An 18,291-nucleotide genomic window follows, 5' to 3' on the forward strand; every position below is an offset into this window, starting at 1 on the left:
CGGGGAGAGCGAGCGGCGCGTCCCGTAGCGTGGCGGGATGCCCACGCCGCCCGACGCGCTCGACCGCGCGCTGCACGCCCCCTCCGACCCGCCGCTCGCCCCGCTCCCGCCGGCCGTCGCGGACCTCCTGCGGCGTCTCGGCGCCCCGCCCCGGCTCGCCGCCCACCTGCGCGCGGTCCACGACGTGGCCCGCCGGCTGGTCGCCTGGGCGGAGGACCGCCATCCCGGCCTCGGAATCGACCGGGAGGCGGTCCTCTTCGGGGCGGCGACCCACGACATCGGCAAGGCCGCGCACCCCGACGAGCTCTCCGGCCCCGGCTCCCGTCACGAGGAGGCCGGCAGCGTGCTCCTGGCGGCCCACGGCTTCCCGCCCGGGTGGGCACGCTTCGCGGCCACCCACGCCACCTGGACGGCCCCCGGAGTGACCCTGGAGGACCTCCTGGTGAGCACGGCGGACAAGGTGTGGAAGAACAAGCGGGTCCCCGAGCTGGAGGACCTGGTCCTCGCCCGGATCACGGAGGCGACCGGCCGGCCGCGGTGGGAGGAGTTCCTCGCCCTCGACGAGCTGCTCGAAGGCCTCGGCGCCGGGGCCGACGCGCGGCTCGCCTTCCAGGCGTCGTTCCCCGTCGCCCCCGTCAGCCCCGGTGGCCCAGGACGTTGACCACGCGGCCGTCCGGGTCCCGGGCGAAGAAGCGCCGGACGCCCCAGGGCTCGTCGGTCAGGGGGTGGACGATCTCCGCGCCGGACGCGCGGACCGTCTCGTACGCCGCGTCGACGTCCTCGACCTCCACGCTCAGGTCGGGGACGACGGGGGCCGTGAGGTCCTCGGACATCAGGCTGATCTGGGCGGTCGGGGCGGACGGGGAGGCGAGGGTGGTGATCCAGCCGTGGTTCATGACCTCCTCGAAGCCGAGCAGGCCGTAGAAGGCGCGGTTCTCGGCCGGGGCGTCGGTCCGGAGATTGGCGACGGCGCGGCGGACGTTCATCGGGTTGCGTGACTCCATGCCCCCACCTTGCCCGGTACGGGCCGGCGGAACGCGTGCACGACCTCGATCTCGCCGACGATGTGCGCGTTGAACGCGTCCAGCTCCTCGGCCGGCACCCACAGCTCCAGGATCGTGCGCCCGCCCGCCTGCCGGACCGGGTACCTGCGGAGGAACTCCGTGTCGACCTCGAAGCGGGTGACGTACCCGGCGCCGTCGTGCTTCACGTTCCAGTCGCGCGCGATCCGCACCGCGTACTCCTCGTCGAGGACCGGGTAGAAGATCGGCTGCTCCGGCAGCCGGGGCGGCCAGGCGCGCCATCCCGACTCCCGGACGAGCTCCAGCTCGGCGGGGCCGGTGGGGCGCCACAGGGTCGTCGTCGTGCGGGTGCCGCTGGTCATCACGAGGCGCTCTCCGCCGGGGAGGCCACCGGTGCGGCCCCTGGGGGAACGGACGGTAGCGGCGGCGGCACCGAGGCGGCCACCGGGTTTCGGGGCGCGGCACACGGAAGGGCCCGCCCACGGTCGGCAGAGCGTGGACGGGCCCGGGGAGTCTCCGGCGGCGCGGGGCGCCGGCCGGGGTCACTCCTCCAGCGTCAGCCCCCGGCGCAGTCGGCCGAGGGTGCGGGTGAGCAGCCGGGAGACGTGCATCTGCGAGATGCCGAGTTCCGCGCCGATCTCCGACTGGGTCAGGCCGGTGACGAAGCGCAGGGAGAGGATCAGGCGCTCGCGGGAGGGCAGCGAGGCGATCATCGGCTTGAGGGAGGCGATGTACTCGATCCCGGTGAGTCCGTGGTCCTCGTAGCCGAGGCGGTCGGCGAGCGTGGCCTCGCCGCCGGCGCCGTCCTCCTCGTCGGGCTGGGCGTCGAGGGAGGTCGCGGTGTAGGCGTTGCTCGCGGCCATGCCCTCGACGACCTCCTCCGGCGCGATGCCGAGCTCCTCGGCGAGTTCGGCGACGGTCGGGGCGCGGTCGAGGCGCTGGGCGAGCGCGTCACCGGCCCGGGCGAGGTCGAGCCGGAGCTCCTGGAGCCTGCGGGGCACGTGGACGGACCACGAGGTGTCGCGGAAGAAGCGCTTGATCTCGCCGATGATCGTCGGCATCGCGAAGGTCGGGAACTCGACGCCTCGGGAGAGTTCGAAGCGGTCGATCGCCTTGATGAGGCCGATGGTGCCGACCTGGACGATGTCCTCCATCGGTTCGCTGCGGGTGCCGAACCGGGCGGCGGCGAAGCGGACCAGGGCGAGGTTGAGTTCGACGAGCGTGTTGCGGACGTACGCGTGCTCGTGCGTGCCCTCCTCCAGCTCGGAGAGCCGGGCGAAGAGCTCCTTCGACAGCGCGCGGGCGTCGACCGGTCCGATCCGGTCGAGCGGCGTGTCGTGCAGTCGGTCGGGCAGGTCGACGACAGGGGGGTGGGGGAGTGCTGCCGACGGCGCGTCGGGGGTACGCGGGGCGTCGAGCCGGGGTGACATGGGTCTCCTTCGGGTGCTTCTCGCTGCGGTTTGCGGCGCCTCCAAAGCCGGTCGGTCGGACGTTCTCTTCTAGGCCTACCGGTTTCACCCCGATGGTTGCAAGTGGCAATAATCCGTTTCGTGTCGGTTTGTGGACCCCCTCATGTGCATCGAAGGGGTCCCCACTTGTAGTGTTCGGGGGCACGTCAGTCGGCACCGCGAGAGCGAGAAGAGGCAAGGCCATGGACCGCGAACACATCGGCAGCGCGCAGCCCGCGCGCCTGCGGGTCGAGGTGCGGGACGTGGCCGGGAGCGCCCTCCTCACGCCCGCGGGTGAGCTCGATCACCACACCGCGGAAATCCTGCGCACTCCGCTGGACGCCGCCCTCGACGCGGGCACGGCGCGGCTGGTCGTCGACTGCTCCGGCCTGGAGTTCTGCGACTCGACCGGGCTCAACGTGCTCCTGGGCGCCCGGCTGCGGGCGGACGCCGCCGGCGGCGGTGTCCATCTGGTGGGGATGCGGCCCGCGGTGGCCCGGGTGTTCCACATCACGGGCGCGGACGCCGTCTTCACCGTCCACGCCTCGCTCGACACGGCGCTCCCCGGCTGAGACCGACGTCATACACCCCGCGGCTCCGCCCGCACGTCCTGTCCCTCTGTCCTGTCGATCGGTGAGGTGAAGCGTTGATGGACCAGGCTTCCGACGTCCGTACGCTCGCCCTCGGAGAGGCCAGCGGCACGGTGCCGCTCGCGCGCGACTTCACGCGGTCCGCCCTCCACGAGTGGGGCTGGCTGCCGGCCGCCACCGCCGACCGCAGGGCCGCCGCCGAGGACGTCCTGCTCGTCGTCTCCGAGCTCGTCACCAACGCCTGCCTGCACGCCGAGGGCGCCGAGCGGCTGCGCGTCCTGCGCACGCCCACCACGCTGCGCCTCGAAGTCACCGACCGCGGCGCCGGCCAGCCCGCGCCGCGCACCCCCCACCGCTCCGGACGCCCGGGCGGACACGGCATGTTCATCGTGCAGCGGCTCTGCCTCGACTGGGGCATCGACCGCACCCCCGGGGCCCCGGGCAAGACCGTCTGGGCCGAACTGGCCGCACCGGCATAGGACCTTCACAAGTCCACTGGCTCCCCTGCCTTCCCTCCGCAAGGTCTCGGGCGTACCTTGACGCCCAATCTGAAAGACCGTCAGTTATGTCGCGGTGAGGGGTGCTCGGGGTGTCCAAGGTGCCGAACCGGAGGAGAACGACCGCCGCGCTCACGGCCGCGGTCGCGGTGGCGGGCGCGGCCGTACTGGCCGGCGCACCGGCCGCCCAGGCGGCCGTCGTCGACGTGAACTACGCCTGCGAGACGAAGATCGGGCCCAAGAGCGCCGTCTCGCCCGTCGACATCAAGGCCGTCAGGAGCGGCAGCGGCTACACGATCACCATGTCGTTCGAGAAGGGCGTCTCCGACAGCCCGGTGGAGCTCCCCAAGGGCGTCATGACCCCCCGCGCCGAGCTCGTCCTCGGCGGCGACGCGAGCGGCCGGGTCAAGGTCACCGGGAAGCCGAACACGGCCGCCATCCCGCCCGACACCCCCATCAGCATCGGCACGCTGACCGGCACGTTCACCCCGAAGAAGAACGGCAAGGTCACCTTCACGGCGGGCGTCCTCACCGTGCACGCCCTCGGCATGGACGCGGCCGTCTGCACCCCGAAGAACAACCCCAAGCCCTCGCTGGAGCTCCAGGTCACGGGCGTCTCGGGCGGCTCCGACGCGCCCCCGCCCGCCGCCGACGACGGCGGCTCCGGCGGCGGCTCCGGCGACGAGCAGCTCCCCAAGACCGGGCCGCTCGACTCCGCCGTGGCGCTCGGCACCCTCGGCGGCACCGTCCTGCTGACCGGCGCCGCCGGAGTCCTCTGGCTCACGCGGCGCACGGCTCGCTGATGCGGACGGCGGACCGCCCGGGCGCGCGCGGGACGGCATCCCCCGCCCGGCGCGGACGGCGCCGGGCGGCCCGCTCCGGGCTCCTGGCCGCCGCGACGGCCCTCCTCGGCGCGGTCGCGGCGGCGCCCCCCGCCGCCGGACGCGACGGGACGGCCGCGCACGCCGCCGGACGCGACGGGACGGCCGCCCCCGCCGCCGCCCGCGACTGGACGGCCGCACCCGCCGCCGGACGGCCGTACGCCTATCTGGAGGGCCCGGCCGGCAGCGTCCTCCAGGACACCCTCTCCGTCACCAACCCCGGCACCGCCCCGCTCACCGTCCGCCTCTCCGGGCAGGGCGCCCCGGTGTCCTTCGCCGCGCCGACCGTGACCGTGCCCGCCAGGACCCGGGCCGACGTGCCCTTCGCCGTGACCGTCACCGCGGACACCCCGCCCGGCGACCACCGCGGCACCGTCCGGGCCGCGGCGGCCGGCCGGGAGGTCCGCGTCGACCTGCGGCTGCGGGTCAGCGGACCGCGCCTCGCCGCGCTCACCGTCGAGGACGTGCGCGTCGACGCCGCCACCGGCGCCCTCCGCTACACCCTGGTCAACCGGGGCAGCACGGTCCTCGCCCCGCACCTCGCCGTCCGCGCCGAGGGCCTCCTCGGCACCGTCCTCGACCGGCCGGCCCGCGCCCTCCCGCTCACCCTGCGCCCCGGCGAGCGGGTCACCAGGACCGAACCCTGGCCCGACCCGCCCGCCCTCGACTCCGTCACCGTCCGGCTGACGGCCACCGCACCGGGCGCCGCCCCCGCCACCGCCCGCGCCGAGGCCGCCTTCGCCTCGGGCCCCGCGCTCACCGGCGCCGCCGGGCTGCTCCTGGCGGCCGCGGGCGCCGCCGGGTGGACGGCGCGGCGGCGGACCGCGTCCCGTACCCAGCGAGCCCCGGCGGGAGCGACACCATGAGGACGATCCGTACGGCCGCCGCCCTCCTCGCCGCCCTCGCCCTCGTCCTGCTGCCCACCGCCCCCGCGGCCACGGCCGCGCCGGGGCCCGTGGTCGAGCTGTCGAAGACCGAGGGCGGCAAGGGCGGGGAGATCACCGTCAGCGGCAGCGGCTGGAAACCCGGCGCGCTGCTCATGCTCCTGATCTGCGGTCAGGGCGCCCCCGGCAAGGGCGTCATCGGCGGCACCAACTCCTGCGCCAACCCCGAGGGCCGCGCGGCGACCGTCGACCGCAGGGGGGCCTTCAGCGCGAAACTGCCCGTCACCGAACCGCCCAAGCCCTGCCCGTGCGTGGTGCACGTCGCCGGGGTCACCGGGCAGCAGGACGCCGTCGACAAGGCGTTCACGGTCGCCGGGCACCCCACCGCCCCGCTCCCGGATGCCTCCGGCGACGGCCGCCTCGCCGTCCTCGCCGCCGTCCGGCTCGACGGCTCCAGCGGCGTGCTCGTCTGGTTCGGGGCGCCCGCGCGCCGCGAGGTCGTCTTCACCGTCGGCAACCTCGGCCCGACCGCCGTCAAGGACCCCGTCTTCCGGGTCGGCACCAGCCACGGCGTCTTCGCGCCCCAGTACGAGGAACGCCCCTGGCGCGGCACGATCGAGCCCGGCAGGAAGGCCCTGATCCGCCTGCCCGCCGAGCTCACGGCCGGCGCGCACGGCGACTACCAGGTCTCCGTGACGTACGCGGGCAAGGTCCTCGTCGAGCAGCCGTGGGGGGTCGGCAGGCCCTGGGGCGTGACGCTCTTCTGGATGCTCCTCGCCGTCGTGGTGCCGGCCGCGCTCTTCCGGATCGGCATGGCCGTGGTCGACCGCGCGCGGCCCTCGTCCGGACCCGGCCGGGCGCGCGCCCCCAGGACCCGGCCGGTGCCGCGCCCGCGTCGGCGCGCCCCCGCCCGTACACCCGCTTCCGCCCCCGCTCCGGGGGACGGCGAGACGACCGCGGCCCTGCCGTGGTTCAGCCCTGACTCCGCACCGTCAGCGCCAGAGAGCAGCAGCCCGACGACGAAGGGACATGCGTGAGTACGCAACGGAGGATGAGCGCGGCCGGGGTCGCGCTGATGCTCGGCGGCGCGGGGATCCTGTATGCCGCCGGCCCCGCCCAGGCCGCCGAGATCAGTTACGCGACGGAGTGCGTCCCGCCGCCGATCTCGGGCCTTCCGCCCGTGCAGGGCACGACGAAGGTGCTGATCACCGCACCCGCGGAGGCCAAGGTCGGCGACGAGGTCGAGATCGTCTGGAAGACGGTCCAGGCCGCCTCGAAGAACCCCGACGTGCTCGACCTCGGCCAGGACACGGTGAAGCCGACCGGCACCCTCACCGTGGGCGGCGCGGGGAGCGGGACCGTCGCGATGGAGGGGCCGCGGCAGAACCCGCCGATCCCCAAGAACAGCCCGATGGTCCTTCCGGAGATGAAGGGGAAGCTGAAGCTGGACAAGGCGGGCGAGGTCACGCTGACGCCCGGCAAGTACACGATCAACGTCTCCAAGCCCCTGTCCACGGACACCAAGTGTTCCCCGAAGGCGATGGTGCCGGCCGGCGCGACGATCAAGGTCACGGACGGGGGAGGGGGGACGACCTCGGGCGGCTCGACGACCTCCGGCGGGACCACGTCCGGCGGCGGTACGGCCTCGGGCGGGACGACCACGGGCGGTTCGACGACCTCCGGCGGGACGACCACGTCCGGTGGCGGTACGACTTCCGGCGGTACGACGACCACGGCGGGCGGCACCACGGCCTCGGGCGGCACCACGTCCGGCGGCACCACCGCGTCCGGCGGATCCTCCGGCTCCGGCGGTACGGGTTCCACCGGCGGAAGCTCCGGCGGCACCGGCGGCGGACCGACCGACTTCCCCGGCAAGGAGGTCGCCGTCGCCTTCGCCTGCACGAGCCCCGGCCCCCCGGCGATCGACTCCAAGGTCACGATCAACGCGAAGAGGAACGGCGAGGTCTACGACCTGACGGTCAAGACCGCCAAGGGCGTCATGAAGAGCCCGGCCGCCCTGCCGGCGGGGGCCCTGAAGCCCTCCATGGCGGTGACGGTCGGAGGGGCCGACAAGGGCACGGTGACGGTCACCGGCGCGGCCAACCCCGAGGCCCTCGCCATGGACGCCCCGGTCAGCCTGGAGGACATGAAGGGCACCTACCGGCCCGGCGCGACCGGTACCTCCACGCTCAGCCCCGGCACGCTCACCATCAAGGTCAGCCTCGGCTCCGTGAAGATGGAGATCCCCTGCAAGGTCAAGAACGCCGTGAAGGCCTCCCTCGAACTGGACACCAGCAAGCAGGACGGCGGTGTCTCCGGCGGCGGTGACGACGGCGGCACGGCCGCGGCCGCCGGGTCGGGCTCCGGCTCCGCCGGCACCGACGGCGGGAGCCTCGCCCACACCGGCGGCGGGAACGACGGCGCCCTGCGCGCCCTCGCCCTCGTCGCGGGCACGGTGATCCTGGTCGGCGGCGCGGTCTTCACCTTCACCCCCTGGGCCCGGCTCAGGCGCTGAGGGAACGGCCGAAGGCCGCCGCACCGGAGCGGTGCGGCGGCCTTCGGCCGTACAAGCGGGGCGGGTCAGTGGACGCTGCCCATGAGGCCCTGGACCTTCTTGCGGTACATGTAGATCGCGAAGCCCGCGAGGACGGCCAGGGCGGCCTGCATCGCGATGATCCCCGTCCCGTTCAGGTCCACACCGGCCAGCGACAGCAGACCCGTGGTGCAGTCACCGGCGGTGACGGCGAGGAACCAGACGCCCATCATCTGCGAGGCGTACTTCTGCGGTGCCATCTTCGTGGTGACGGAGAGGCCGACCGGGGAGAGGCACAGCTCACCGATGGTCTGGATCATGTAGATCGTGACCAGCCACATCGGGGAGACCTTGGTGCCGTCGCCCGCCATGTTCATCGGGACGATGAAGACGAAGAAGGACGCGCCGACCAGGACGAGACCCATCGCGAACTTCACGACGGTGTTCGGCTCCTGGTTCTTGCGGGCCAGCCACAGCCACAGCCAGGCGAAGACCGGGGCCAGCGCCATGACGAAGAGCGGGTTCAGCGACTGGTACCAGGTGGCCGGGAAGCCGAAGCCGAAGACCGTGGACGCGGTCTTGTCGTCGGCGAACAGCGACAGGGTCGAGCCACCCTGGTCGTAGATCATCCAGAAGACGGCGGCGGCGACGAAGAACCATATGTAGCCGGTCATCTTCGACTGCTCGGTCTTGTCGAGGTCCTTGTCGCGCTTGATGCGGACGAGGACGGCGACCGGGATGATCAGACCGGCGAGGGTGATCGGGACGAGCGCCCAGTTCAGGGTGTACATGCCGAGGCCGACGACGACGCCGTAGAAGACGGCGGCGAGGACGGCCACGAGGGCGACCTTGACCAGGAGGGACTTGCGCTCGGCCGGGCTGAGCGGGTTCGGGACGACGTTGCTCTTCGCGCTGAGGTGCTTCGTGCCGAACAGGAACTGGACCAGACCGAGGCCCATGCCCAGCGCGGCGAGCGCGAAGCCGAGGTGCCAGTTGACCTTCTCGCCGACGGTGCCGACCACGAACGGCGCCACGAAGGCACCGAGGTTGATGCCGACGTAGAAGAGCGTGAAGCCACCGTCACGGCGCGGGTCGTCCGGGCCGTCGTAGAGGTGGCCGACCATCGTGGAGATGTTGGCCTTGAGCAGACCGGAACCGGCGGCGACGAGCGCCAGACCGACGAAGAACATCGCCTGGCCGGGGATGGCCAGCGAGGCGTGACCGGCCATGATCACGAAACCGGCGATGGCGACGGTCTTGCGGGCGCCCCAGACGCGGTCGCCGAACCAGCCGCCGGGCATGGCCATCAGGTAGACCATCGAGACGTACACCGAGTAGATGGCCGTCGCCGTGGCCGCCGTCATGGCGAGGCCGCCACCCTGGCTGCCGGTCGCCGCGTCCGCGCCGCCGGAGACCAGGTACAGAACGAGAAGGGCCCGCATGCCGTAGTAGGAGAAGCGCTCCCACATCTCGGTCATGAAGAGGGTGGCCAGACCACGGGGGTGGCCGAAGAACGTCTTCTCGGAACCAGAAGTTCCGGACGAAGCCGTCGTCAGGCTGGACGCCATGTCGATCCTTGCTCTGTCGGGACGCACGCCTTGTGAGCGTGATGCGCCCGGTGGGGGAGGCCGGCACCGGCGGAGTGTTGGAACTCCACCGGGATCCACGCCCCGGGAGATGCGTCGTCGCGTCCCGGGACCCGGCCCACAGGTCATTCACCGTCTCAAGGTTCGGCGGAGCCGACCTCACGCAGAAAGAGGACCTTGGCGCGCGAAGCTGGCCAAAGGTCCCCGATTACCGCTACTGACGTCTCGCCACCATACGACACGACAGTGCCGCATATGGAAGGACTTGAGAGATGGATCACAGGCGTGTGTGCAACCGCGCAAGGTCATTCGAAGGTCATGTGCAGGATGGCCACAAGATCCGCAGGGGGTGCACAGGCCCTCCGGATCCCGCCCCGGCCCGGGCGCCGTGCCGACTACCATCACCCCATGACCCGTGTACTGCTCGCCGAGGACGACGCATCCATCTCGGAACCGCTGGCCCGCGCCCTGCGGAGAGAGGGATACGAGGTCGAGGTGCGTGAGGACGGCCCCACCGCCCTCGACGCCGGACTCCAGGGCGGGATCGACCTGGTCGTGCTCGACCTGGGCCTGCCCGGCATGGACGGCCTCGAGGTCGCCCGCAGGCTGCGCGCCGAGGGCCACACGGTACCGATCCTGGTCCTCACCGCCCGTGCGGACGAGGTCGACACCGTCGTCGGGCTCGACGCGGGCGCCGACGACTACGTCACCAAGCCCTTCCGGCTCGCCGAGCTCCTCGCCCGGGTCCGGGCCCTGCTCCGGCGCGGCTCCACCACCGAGCCCGCCGCCGCCCCGGCGACCCACGGCGTCCGGATCGACGTCGAGTCCCACCGGGCCTGGATGGGCGACGAGGAGCTCCAGCTCACCGCGAAGGAGTTCGACCTGCTGCGGGTCCTGGTCCGGGACGCGGGCCGGGTCGTCACCCGTGACCAGCTGATGCGCGAGGTCTGGGACACCACCTGGTGGTCCTCCACCAAGACCCTCGACATGCACATCTCCTGGCTCCGCAAGAAGCTCGGCGACGACGCGGCGAACCCCCGCTACATCGCGACGGTCCGGGGAGTCGGCTTCCGCTTCGAGAAGAGCTGAGCGCCGCCGCCGGGGCGGACACGGGACGCACGGGCGGCGCGCCGCCGCGGCCGGCCGCCGGTGTGCCCTGAACCCCTGAGCCCCTCCGGCAGGGCGTCGCCACCCCCGCTGCCGTCACGCCGCCCTCCGGAGGAGCCATGCGCCGCCGACTGATCAACTCCACGCTCGCCGTCGTCCTCGTCGTCATCGCCGTCTTCGGGGTCTCCCTCGTCCTCGTCGAGACCCGCACCATCTCCAGCAGCGCCCAGGAGAGCGTGGACTCGGAGGCGCTGCGGATCGTCTCCATCGTCGACAGCCGGCTCATCGGCGGTGAGCCGGTCAACCCGGACATCCTCGCCGAGCAGAGCGGCGCCAAGCGGTACGCGCAGATCCGCATCCCGGGCCGCGAGACCATCGAGATCGGCAGCCGCCCCGGCGGCGACGTCATCCGCGGCCTCGCCGAGGGCGAGCGCGGCGAGAGCGTGGTCGTCGAGGAGTCCCGCTCCACGGTCACCGCCGAGGTCGGCCGCACCCTGCTGATCATCGGCGCGGTGGCCCTGCTCGCGGTCGTCGCCGCCGTCCTCCTCGCCGTACGGCAGGCGAACAAGCTGGCCTCGCCGCTCACGGACCTCGCCGAGACCGCCGAGCGCCTCGGCTCCGGCGACCCCCGGCCCCGGCACAAGCGGTACGGGGTGCCCGAGCTGGACCGGGTCGCGGACGTCCTCGACGCCTCCGCCGAGCGCATCGCCCGGATGCTCACCGCCGAGCGGCGGCTCGCCGCCGACGCCTCCCACCAGCTCCGCACGCCCCTCACCGCGCTCTCCATGCGCCTGGAGGAGGTCGCCATGGCCGACGACCTCGACACCGTCCGGGAGGAGGCGACGATCGCCCTCACCCAGGTCGAGCGGCTCACCGACGTCGTCGAGCGGCTCCTCACGAACTCCCGCGACCCCCGGACGGGCTCCGCCGTCGCCTTCGACCTGGACGAGGTCGTCAAGCAGCAGATCGAGGAGTGGCGCCCGGCCTACCGCAGCGCGGGACGGGCCATCGTGCACTCGGGCAAGCAGGGGATGCGGGCGGTCGGCACCCCCGGAGCGGTCGCCCAGGTGCTCGCCGCCCTGATCGAGAACTCCCTCATGCACGGCGGCGGCACGGTCGCCCTGCGCACCCGCGTCACCGGCAACCAGTCCGTGATCGAGGTCACCGACGAGGGCCCGGGCGTCCCGGCCGACCTCGGCGCGCGGATCTTCGAGCGGGCGGTGAGCGGCCGCAGCTCGACCGGGATCGGCCTGGCGGTGGCCCGGGACCTGGCGGAGGCGGACGGCGGCCGCCTGGAGCTGCTCCAGCAGCAGCCGCCGGTCTTCGCGCTCTTCCTCAGCCGGGAGGTCAGGAGCGTCGCGGAGGCCCCGCAGGAGCGACCGGTGCGCTGACCGCCGGGCGACGGGGTCAGACCCGGTCGGGCTGGCGGCGGGTCGCCTGCCGAGGGGCGTGCTCCAGGAACGATTCGGCGGTCTGCACGGCCTCCTTGGCCGGCAGCGCGCGGAACACCCACGTGCGGTACGACCAGAAGCGGAACAGGGTCGCGATGCCGATCCCGGAGAACTTGAAGAAGTTGCTCGCCAGCGGGCCGTCCCAGCCGAAGCCGTACGTCGCCGCGTACAGGATGCCGTTCTCGATGACCATGCCGACCAGGCTGAACAGCAGGAACAGCGTCAGTTCCTTGGTGCGCCCGGACTTGTCCCGGTCGCGGTACGTGAAGTACCGGAAGCCCACGTAGTTGAAGGCGATCGCGACCACGGTCGCGATCAGGCTCGCCCGCACCACCGGCAGGTCCGAGAAGTGCCGGACCAGATTGAAGACGGCGAGGTTGACGAGGACGCCGAGACCGCCGACCACCCCGAACTTGGCGACCTCCCGGAAGAGCCCCTGGAGTCGCATGCGCAGCGCGCCGGGTTCACTCATGGTGATCGCTCTGTCCCGTCCGTCCGGATGACGTCCGGGCGACGTCAACCCAACCACTCTAACCAGGCCCCCCTGTCACCCGCCTGTGTACCTCCGAAACCCGCGTAGAACCCGTCTTCCGCCTGCGTTCCGGTTGTGCCAAAGCACAGCCGGACGCGTGTTCCCCGATGGTGCGGATACCCTAAGAGGGTGACGTTCCCCGTAGTAGGCATGGTCGGAGGCGGGCAGCTCGCCCGTATGACCCACGAGGCGGGTATCCCCCTCGGCATCAAGTTCAAGCTCCTCAGCGACACCCCGCAGGACTCCGCGGCCCAGGTGGTGGGCGAGGTCGTCATCGGCGACTACCGCGACCTGGACACGCTGCGTGACTTCGCGCGCGGCTGCGACGTGATCACCTTCGATCACGAGCACGTCCCCACCGAGCACCTGCGCGCCCTGGAGGCCGACGGCATCCCCGTCCGGCCCGGCCCGGACGCGCTCGTGCACGCGCAGGACAAGGGGGTGATGCGCGCGAAGCTCGACGAGATCGGCGCGCCGAGCCCCCGGCACCGCATCGTCGCCGACCCCGCCGACGCGGTGGCCTTCGCCGCCGAGGGCGACGGCTTCCCGATCATCCTGAAGACCGTGCGCGGCGGCTACGACGGCAAGGGCGTCTGGTTCGTCCGCACGCCCGAGGACGCCCACGAGCCCTTCCGCGCCGGGGTCCCGGTCCTGGCCGAGGAGAAGGTCGACTTCGTCCGCGAGCTCGCGGCGAACATCGTCCGCTCCCCCCACGGCCAGGCCGTCGCCTACCCCGTCGTCGAGTCCCGTCAGGTCGACGGCGTCTGCGACACGGTCATCGCGCCCGCGCCCGACCTCGACGACGAGCTGGCGGGACAGGCCCAGGAACTGGCCCTGCGCATCGCCAAGGAACTGGGCGTCGTCGGCCACCTCGCCGTCGAGCTGTTCCAGACCACGGACGGCCGGATCCTCGTCAACGAACTGGCGATGCGCCCGCACAACTCCGGCCACTGGACCCAGGACGGGGCGATCACCTCGCAGTTCGCCAACCATGTCCGGGCGGTCCTCGACCTGCCCCTCGGCGATCCGCGTCCGCGCGCGACGTGGACCGTGATGTGCAATGTCCTGGGCGGCGACTACCCGGACATGTACTCCGCGTACCTGCACTGCATGGCCAGGGACCCGCAGCTCAAGATCCACATGTACGGCAAGGACGTGAAGCCCGGTCGCAAGGTGGGCCACGTCAACACCTACGGCGACGACCTCGACGACGTGCTGGAGCGCGCCCGTCACGCCGCCGGCTACCTGCGAGGAACCATCACCGAATGAGCACCGCCACCGCCCCCGTCGTCGGCATCGCCATGGGGTCCGACTCCGACTGGTCCGTCATGGAGGCCGCCGCGCAGGCCCTCGACGAGTTCGAGATCGCGTACGAGGTGAACGTCGTCTCGGCGCACCGGATGCCGCGCGAGATGATCGCGTACGGCGAGGAGGCCGCGGGCCGCGGCCTCCAGGTGATCATCGCGGGCGCGGGCGGCGCCGCCCACCTGCCCGGCATGCTCGCCTCGGTCACCCCGCTGCCGGTCATCGGCGTCCCGGTGCCGCTGAAGTACCTCGACGGCATGGACTCGCTGCTCTCCATCGTGCAGATGCCGGCCGGCGTCCCCGTCGCCACCGTCTCCGTCGCCGGCGCCCGGAACGCGGGCCTGCTCGCCGCCCGGATCCTCGCCGCGCACGACGCCGACCTCCGCACCCGGATGACCGACTTCCTCCAGGACCTCAACCACCAGGCCACGGAGAAGGGCAAGCGGCTCCGGGCCAAGGTCGAGGGCTCCGCCTCGTTCGGCTTCGCCAAGTGAGCGCCGCGGACCGGCTGGAGGAGGCCCGCGAGCTGCTCGCGGGCCACCCCGTGGTCGACGGCCACAACGACCTGCCCTGGGCGCTGCGCGAGCACGTCCGCTACGACCTCGACAAGCTGGACATCGCCGCGGACCAGACCGGGGCGCTCCACACCGACCTCGCCCGGATGCGGGCGGGCGGCGTCGGCGCCCAGTTCTGGTCGGTGTACGTCTCCTGCGAGCTGACGGGCGACGACGCCGTCAGCGCCACCCTGGAGCAGATCGACATCGTCGACCAGCTCCTGGAGCGGTACGCGGGCGACCTCGCGCCCGCCCTGACCGCCGACGACATGGAGGCGGCCCGGAAGCAGGGCCGCATCGCGTCCCTCAAGGGCGCCGAGGGCGGCCACTCGATCAACAACTCGCTCGCCACCCTGCGCGCGCTGCACACCCTCGGCGTGCGGTACATGACGCTCACGCACAACGACAACAACGACTGGGCCGACTCCGCGACCGACGCCCCCCGCGCCGGCGGCCTGACCGCCTTCGGCCGCGAGGTCGTCCGCGAGATGAACCGCAGCGGCATGCTCGTCGACCTCTCCCACGTCGCCGCCACCACCATGGGCGACGCGCTCGACACCTCGGCCGCGCCGGTGATCTTCTCGCACTCCTCGGCCCGCGCGGTCTGCGGACACCCGCGCAACATCCCGGACGACGTGCTGGAGCGGCTGCCCGCCAACGGCGGCGTCGCGATGGCGACGTTCGTGCCGAAGTTCATCCTGCCCGCCGCCGTCGAGTGGACGAACCGCGCGGACGAGAACATGCGGGCGCACGGACTGCACCACCTCGACACCACGCCGCGCGGCATGGAGGTGCACCGCGCCTTCGAGGCGGCGAACCCGCGCCCGATCGCCACCGCCGCGACGGTCGCCGACCACCTCGACCACATGCGCGAGGCCGCCGGCATCGACCACATCGGCATCGGCGGCGACTACGACGGCACCGCCTTCACCCCGTCCGGCCTGGACGACGTCGCGGGCTACCCCAACCTGATCGCGGAGCTCCTGCACCGCGGCTGGTCGCGCCCGGACCTCGCCAAGCTGACCTGGTCCAACGCGGTCCGCGTCCTGCGGGACGCGGAGGCCGTCTCCCGCGACCTGAGGAGCCGTACGGCCCCGTCGAACGCCACGATCGACGTGCTCGACGCGCCCTAGGGCGCGTCGTCACACTCCCGTCTGCCCCGCGACGCCTGGCACGCGCTCTCGCCGCACCGGGCGAAAGCCGAGTACGTCCAGTACGCGTGCTTCCACCCGGCGCACCGAGAGCACGCACCAGACGCCGTGGGGCCGCCCTCCGGGCGACGACGGGAGTGTGACGACACGCCCTAGCGGTCCCGGCCACCGGTCCTCACCCGGACGGCGCATCCCGCCGGGCCCCGGGCCGGGGCCGGTGGCACGGTGGACCGTACCGCCCCGCCGCGCTCGGCGGGGCGGTACTGCATCGCCGAGTCCGGAGTCGCACCATGGCGGAACTGCTAGACGACCATCCCCCCCTCTCCACCGTCCCCCTCCTCGTCCCCGCCGCCGGCCCGCCCGGCCCGCCGGAGTCACCGCCACCGCTCGACGAGACGGCCCGGGCCGACGCCCTGCTGGCCGCGCAGCCCGTCACCGAGGGCCACACCGAGCTCCCCGCGTCGCTCGACCCGGAGGACCTGCCGCCCGCCCGCGCCGCGCGGACCGGGGCCCAGCTGTGGTCCCTGCACGTGGAGCCGGACGAGGGCGTCATCGGGACCCTGCGCCGCATCGACGCCGTCCGCGCCCTCGTCGCCGCCTGCCCCGAGGACCTGCGCCTCGCCCTCACCACGTCCGAGCTGGACCACGCCCGCAACTGCGGCCGCGTCGCCGCGCTGCTCGGACCGGTCGCCTGGACGGCGCTCGGCGGCTCGGCCGCCACCCTGCGGGCCTACCACGCCCTGGGCGTACGGGCCGTGAACCTGGTCCGCTTCGACCGCTTCGCCCGCGACGCGGTCCGCGAGATGAACCGCATCGGCCTGGCCGTGGACCTCTCCGGCGCCGACCAGGACACGGTCCGCCGCGCCCTCGCCGTCACCCGCGCCCCGGCGCTGCTGACCCGGGCGGCCCCGGAGGGCCTTCCGGACGACGTCCTGGGGCTCCTCGGCGAGAACGGCGCCGTCCTGATGGTCACGGTCACCGACGACCCGGCGGCCGTCGCCGACGTCCTCGACCGGGTGCGGCGGGAGGCGGGCGCGCACTGCGTGGGCGTCTCCCACACCACCGACCCGGCCGCCGGCTACGTGCCGCTCTTCGCGGAGCTGCTCCGCCGGGGCTGGACCGCCCCGGAACTGGTCGGCCTCGCCCACGCCAACGCCACCCGGGCGCTGCGCGAGACGGAGTTCCTGTCCCGGACGAACCGGATCCGGCCGGCCGCGGCCTGACGCCGTACGGACGCCAGAACCGCACGTACGCGAGATTCGTACGTACGCGAGAGGGGCGCACCGCCTCGCGGTGCGCCCCTCTTCGCCGTCCGGCCTGTCTCGGGCCGTCCGGCCGCGTCTCAGGCCGTCGGGCGGCCCATCGCCCGGTAGGTCCAACCGGCCGCGCGCCACTTCTCGGCGTCGAGGGCGTTGCGCCCGTCGAGGATCGTCCGCGTGGTGGCGACCGAGGCCAGCTCGGCCGGGTCGAGCTCGCGGAACTCGCGCCACTCCGTCAGGTGCAGCACGACGTCCGCCCCGCGCACGGCCTCCAGGGCCGAGTCGGCGTAGCCGAGGGTCGGGAAGAGGCGGCGGGCGTTGGCCATGCCCTTCGGGTCGTAGACGGTCACCTGGCCGCCCTGGAGGTGTATCTGGCCGGCCACGTTCAGGGCGGGGGAGTCGCGGACGTCGTCGGAGTCCGGCTTGAAGGTGGCGCCGAGGACGGCGACCCGGCGGCCCAGGAAGGTGGACCCGCCGAGGGCCTCGCGGGCCATCTCGACCATCTGGCCGCGCCGCCGCATGTTGATGGAGTCGATCTCGCGGAGGAAGGTCAGGGCCTGGTCGGCGCCGAGCTCGCCCGCGCGGGCCATGAAGGCCCGGATGTCCTTGGGCAGGCAGCCGCCGCCGAAGCCGATGCCGGCGCGCAGGAACTTGGCGCCGATCCGGTCGTCGTGGCCGATCGCCTCCGCGAGCTTCACGACGTCGCCGCCGGCGGCCTCGCAGACCTCCGCCATCGCGTTGATGAAGGAGATCTTCGTGGCGAGGAAGGAGTTGGCGGAGGTCTTCACGAGTTCGGCCGTCGGGAAGTCGGTCACCACGAAGGGCGAGCCCTCGCCGACGGGGACCGCGTACACCTCGCGGAGCGTCTTCTCGGCCGCCTCGCCGGGGGAGCGGACGCCGACGACGATCCGGTCCGGGCGCAGCGTGTCCTGGACGGCGAAGCCCTCCCGCAGGAACTCGGGGTTCCAGGCGAGGTCGACGCCCTCCGGGAGGAGCGCGGCGAGCCGCTGGGCCGAGCCGACGGGGACGGTGGACTTGCCGACGACCAGGGCGCCTTCGCGGACGACCGAGGCGAGGGAGGCGAAGGCGGCGTCGACGTAGCTCATGTCACAGGCGTACTCGCCGTGCTTCTGCGGGGTGTTCACGCAGACGAAGTGCACGTCGCCGAAGGCGCCGACCTCCTCCCAGGAGGTGGTGAAGCGCAGCCGGCCGCTCGATCCCTCGATGCCGGCGACGTGCTGCGCGAGCAGTTCCTCCAGGCCCGGCTCGTACATGGGGACGCGTCCGGCGGACAGCATCTCGATCTTCTCGGGGACCACGTCCAGGCCGAGCACCTCGAAGCCCAGCTCCGCCATGGCCGCGGCGTGGGTGGCGCCGAGGTAGCCGGTGCCGATCACAGTGATCTTGAGGGCCATGCGGAACTCCAGGGAACGTCGGGCGGAATGCCTGCCCGAGCATAGTCGTGCCCTGGCCGGGGGCCCGGTCACGCCC

At 73.1% G+C, this 18,291-nt stretch carries 19 protein-coding genes; 13 read left to right on the forward strand and 6 right to left on the reverse strand.

Annotated elements, in window-relative coordinates; all coding sequences use genetic code 11:
- Positions 1–37 precede the first annotated feature (37 nt).
- A complete protein-coding gene (locus ACFYXU_RS35375) occupies positions 38–661 on the forward strand; it encodes an HD domain-containing protein (protein WP_389408768.1) in 624 nt (207 codons plus the stop codon).
- On the opposite strand, the gene ACFYXU_RS35380 is transcribed toward ACFYXU_RS35375, so the two are convergent.
- From ACFYXU_RS35380 to ACFYXU_RS35390, 3 genes are all read right to left on the reverse strand, one after another.
- Positions 636–986 carry a VOC family protein gene (locus ACFYXU_RS35380; RefSeq protein ID WP_361395065.1) on the reverse strand — a complete coding sequence of 117 codons (351 nt, stop codon included), beginning with the start codon at positions 984–986 and terminating at the stop codon, positions 636–638. The two genes, ACFYXU_RS35375 and ACFYXU_RS35380, sit on opposite strands and share 26 nt — an antisense overlap.
- Entirely contained in the window at positions 983–1,384 is a 402-nt protein-coding gene (locus ACFYXU_RS35385) for a hypothetical protein (RefSeq protein ID WP_389408767.1), read from the reverse strand. Before ACFYXU_RS35385 ends, ACFYXU_RS35380 begins: the two co-directional genes overlap by 4 nt.
- Positions 1,385–1,564: 180 nt before the next feature.
- Positions 1,565–2,452: an RNA polymerase sigma factor SigF gene (locus tag ACFYXU_RS35390; protein WP_361395001.1), complete on the reverse strand. Its 888-nt coding sequence runs from the start codon at positions 2,450–2,452 to the stop codon at positions 1,565–1,567.
- A 221-nt stretch (positions 2,453–2,673) separates the two neighbouring features.
- Here ACFYXU_RS35390 and ACFYXU_RS35395 point away from each other — a divergent pair, with 221 nt between their 5' ends.
- From ACFYXU_RS35395 to ACFYXU_RS35420, 6 genes are all read left to right on the forward strand, one after another.
- Positions 2,674–3,042 carry an STAS domain-containing protein gene (locus ACFYXU_RS35395; protein ID WP_329853371.1) on the forward strand — a complete coding sequence of 123 codons (369 nt, stop codon included), beginning with the start codon at positions 2,674–2,676 and terminating at the stop codon, positions 3,040–3,042.
- Between the two features lie 77 nt (positions 3,043–3,119).
- A complete protein-coding gene (locus ACFYXU_RS35400; protein ID WP_376514932.1) occupies positions 3,120–3,539 on the forward strand; it encodes an ATP-binding protein in 420 nt (139 codons plus the stop codon).
- A 119-nt stretch (positions 3,540–3,658) separates the two neighbouring features.
- On the forward strand, positions 3,659–4,360 hold the full coding sequence (locus tag ACFYXU_RS35405; RefSeq protein WP_376514953.1) for a peptidase: 702 nt from the start codon (positions 3,659–3,661) through the stop codon (positions 4,358–4,360).
- Positions 4,360–5,304 carry a hypothetical protein gene (locus tag ACFYXU_RS35410; RefSeq protein ID WP_389461667.1) on the forward strand — a complete coding sequence of 315 codons (945 nt, stop codon included), beginning with the start codon at positions 4,360–4,362 and terminating at the stop codon, positions 5,302–5,304. Before ACFYXU_RS35405 ends, ACFYXU_RS35410 begins: the two co-directional genes overlap by 1 nt.
- A complete protein-coding gene (locus ACFYXU_RS35415; protein ID WP_389461669.1) occupies positions 5,301–6,359 on the forward strand; it encodes a hypothetical protein in 1,059 nt (352 codons plus the stop codon). The genes ACFYXU_RS35410 and ACFYXU_RS35415 overlap by 4 nt, the downstream gene beginning before the upstream one ends.
- Before the next feature lie 14 nt (positions 6,360–6,373).
- Positions 6,374–7,837, forward strand: coding sequence for a hypothetical protein (locus ACFYXU_RS35420; RefSeq protein WP_389461671.1), 1,464 nt, complete (start codon positions 6,374–6,376; stop codon positions 7,835–7,837).
- Positions 7,838–7,902: 65 nt separating this feature from the next.
- On the opposite strand, the gene ACFYXU_RS35425 is transcribed toward ACFYXU_RS35420, so the two are convergent.
- Positions 7,903–9,423 carry a peptide MFS transporter gene (locus ACFYXU_RS35425; protein WP_376514924.1) on the reverse strand — a complete coding sequence of 507 codons (1,521 nt, stop codon included), beginning with the start codon at positions 9,421–9,423 and terminating at the stop codon, positions 7,903–7,905.
- A 426-nt stretch (positions 9,424–9,849) separates the two neighbouring features.
- Here ACFYXU_RS35425 and ACFYXU_RS35430 point away from each other — a divergent pair, with 426 nt between their 5' ends.
- The gene (locus tag ACFYXU_RS35430) at positions 9,850–10,530 is read left to right on the forward strand and encodes a response regulator transcription factor (RefSeq protein WP_329853377.1); all 681 of its coding nucleotides are present in this window, start codon (positions 9,850–9,852) and stop codon (positions 10,528–10,530) included.
- A 137-nt stretch (positions 10,531–10,667) separates the two neighbouring features.
- Entirely contained in the window at positions 10,668–11,939 is a 1,272-nt protein-coding gene (locus tag ACFYXU_RS35435; RefSeq protein ID WP_361395018.1) for an ATP-binding protein, read from the forward strand.
- A 16-nt stretch (positions 11,940–11,955) separates the two neighbouring features.
- Here ACFYXU_RS35435 and ACFYXU_RS35440 read toward each other — a convergent pair whose 3' ends face one another.
- Complete coding sequence (locus ACFYXU_RS35440) at positions 11,956–12,471, reverse strand: GtrA family protein (protein ID WP_329853381.1); 516 nt, start codon at positions 12,469–12,471, stop codon at positions 11,956–11,958.
- 210 nt (positions 12,472–12,681) lie between these two features.
- Between ACFYXU_RS35440 and ACFYXU_RS35445 the strand changes: the two genes are divergently transcribed.
- From ACFYXU_RS35445 to ACFYXU_RS35460, 4 genes are all read left to right on the forward strand, one after another.
- Positions 12,682–13,800 carry a 5-(carboxyamino)imidazole ribonucleotide synthase gene (locus ACFYXU_RS35445; protein WP_376514951.1) on the forward strand — a complete coding sequence of 373 codons (1,119 nt, stop codon included), beginning with the start codon at positions 12,682–12,684 and terminating at the stop codon, positions 13,798–13,800.
- The gene (gene purE / locus ACFYXU_RS35450; RefSeq protein ID WP_329853384.1) at positions 13,797–14,330 is read left to right on the forward strand and encodes a 5-(carboxyamino)imidazole ribonucleotide mutase; all 534 of its coding nucleotides are present in this window, start codon (positions 13,797–13,799) and stop codon (positions 14,328–14,330) included. Before ACFYXU_RS35445 ends, purE begins: the two co-directional genes overlap by 4 nt.
- Positions 14,327–15,523: a dipeptidase gene (locus ACFYXU_RS35455; protein WP_389461674.1), complete on the forward strand. Its 1,197-nt coding sequence runs from the start codon at positions 14,327–14,329 to the stop codon at positions 15,521–15,523. The genes purE and ACFYXU_RS35455 overlap by 4 nt, the downstream gene beginning before the upstream one ends.
- Positions 15,524–15,831: 308 nt before the next feature.
- Positions 15,832–16,764, forward strand: coding sequence for a membrane dipeptidase (locus ACFYXU_RS35460; protein ID WP_389408762.1), 933 nt, complete (start codon positions 15,832–15,834; stop codon positions 16,762–16,764).
- A 119-nt stretch (positions 16,765–16,883) separates the two neighbouring features.
- On the opposite strand, the gene ACFYXU_RS35465 is transcribed toward ACFYXU_RS35460, so the two are convergent.
- On the reverse strand, positions 16,884–18,215 hold the full coding sequence (locus ACFYXU_RS35465) for a UDP-glucose dehydrogenase family protein (RefSeq protein WP_376514917.1): 1,332 nt from the start codon (positions 18,213–18,215) through the stop codon (positions 16,884–16,886).
- Between the last annotated feature and the right edge of the window lie 76 nt (positions 18,216–18,291).

Origin of the sequence: Streptomyces sp. NPDC002232, assembly GCF_042890295.1 — a bacterium.
Classification (GTDB): domain Bacteria; phylum Actinomycetota; class Actinomycetes; order Streptomycetales; family Streptomycetaceae; genus Streptomyces.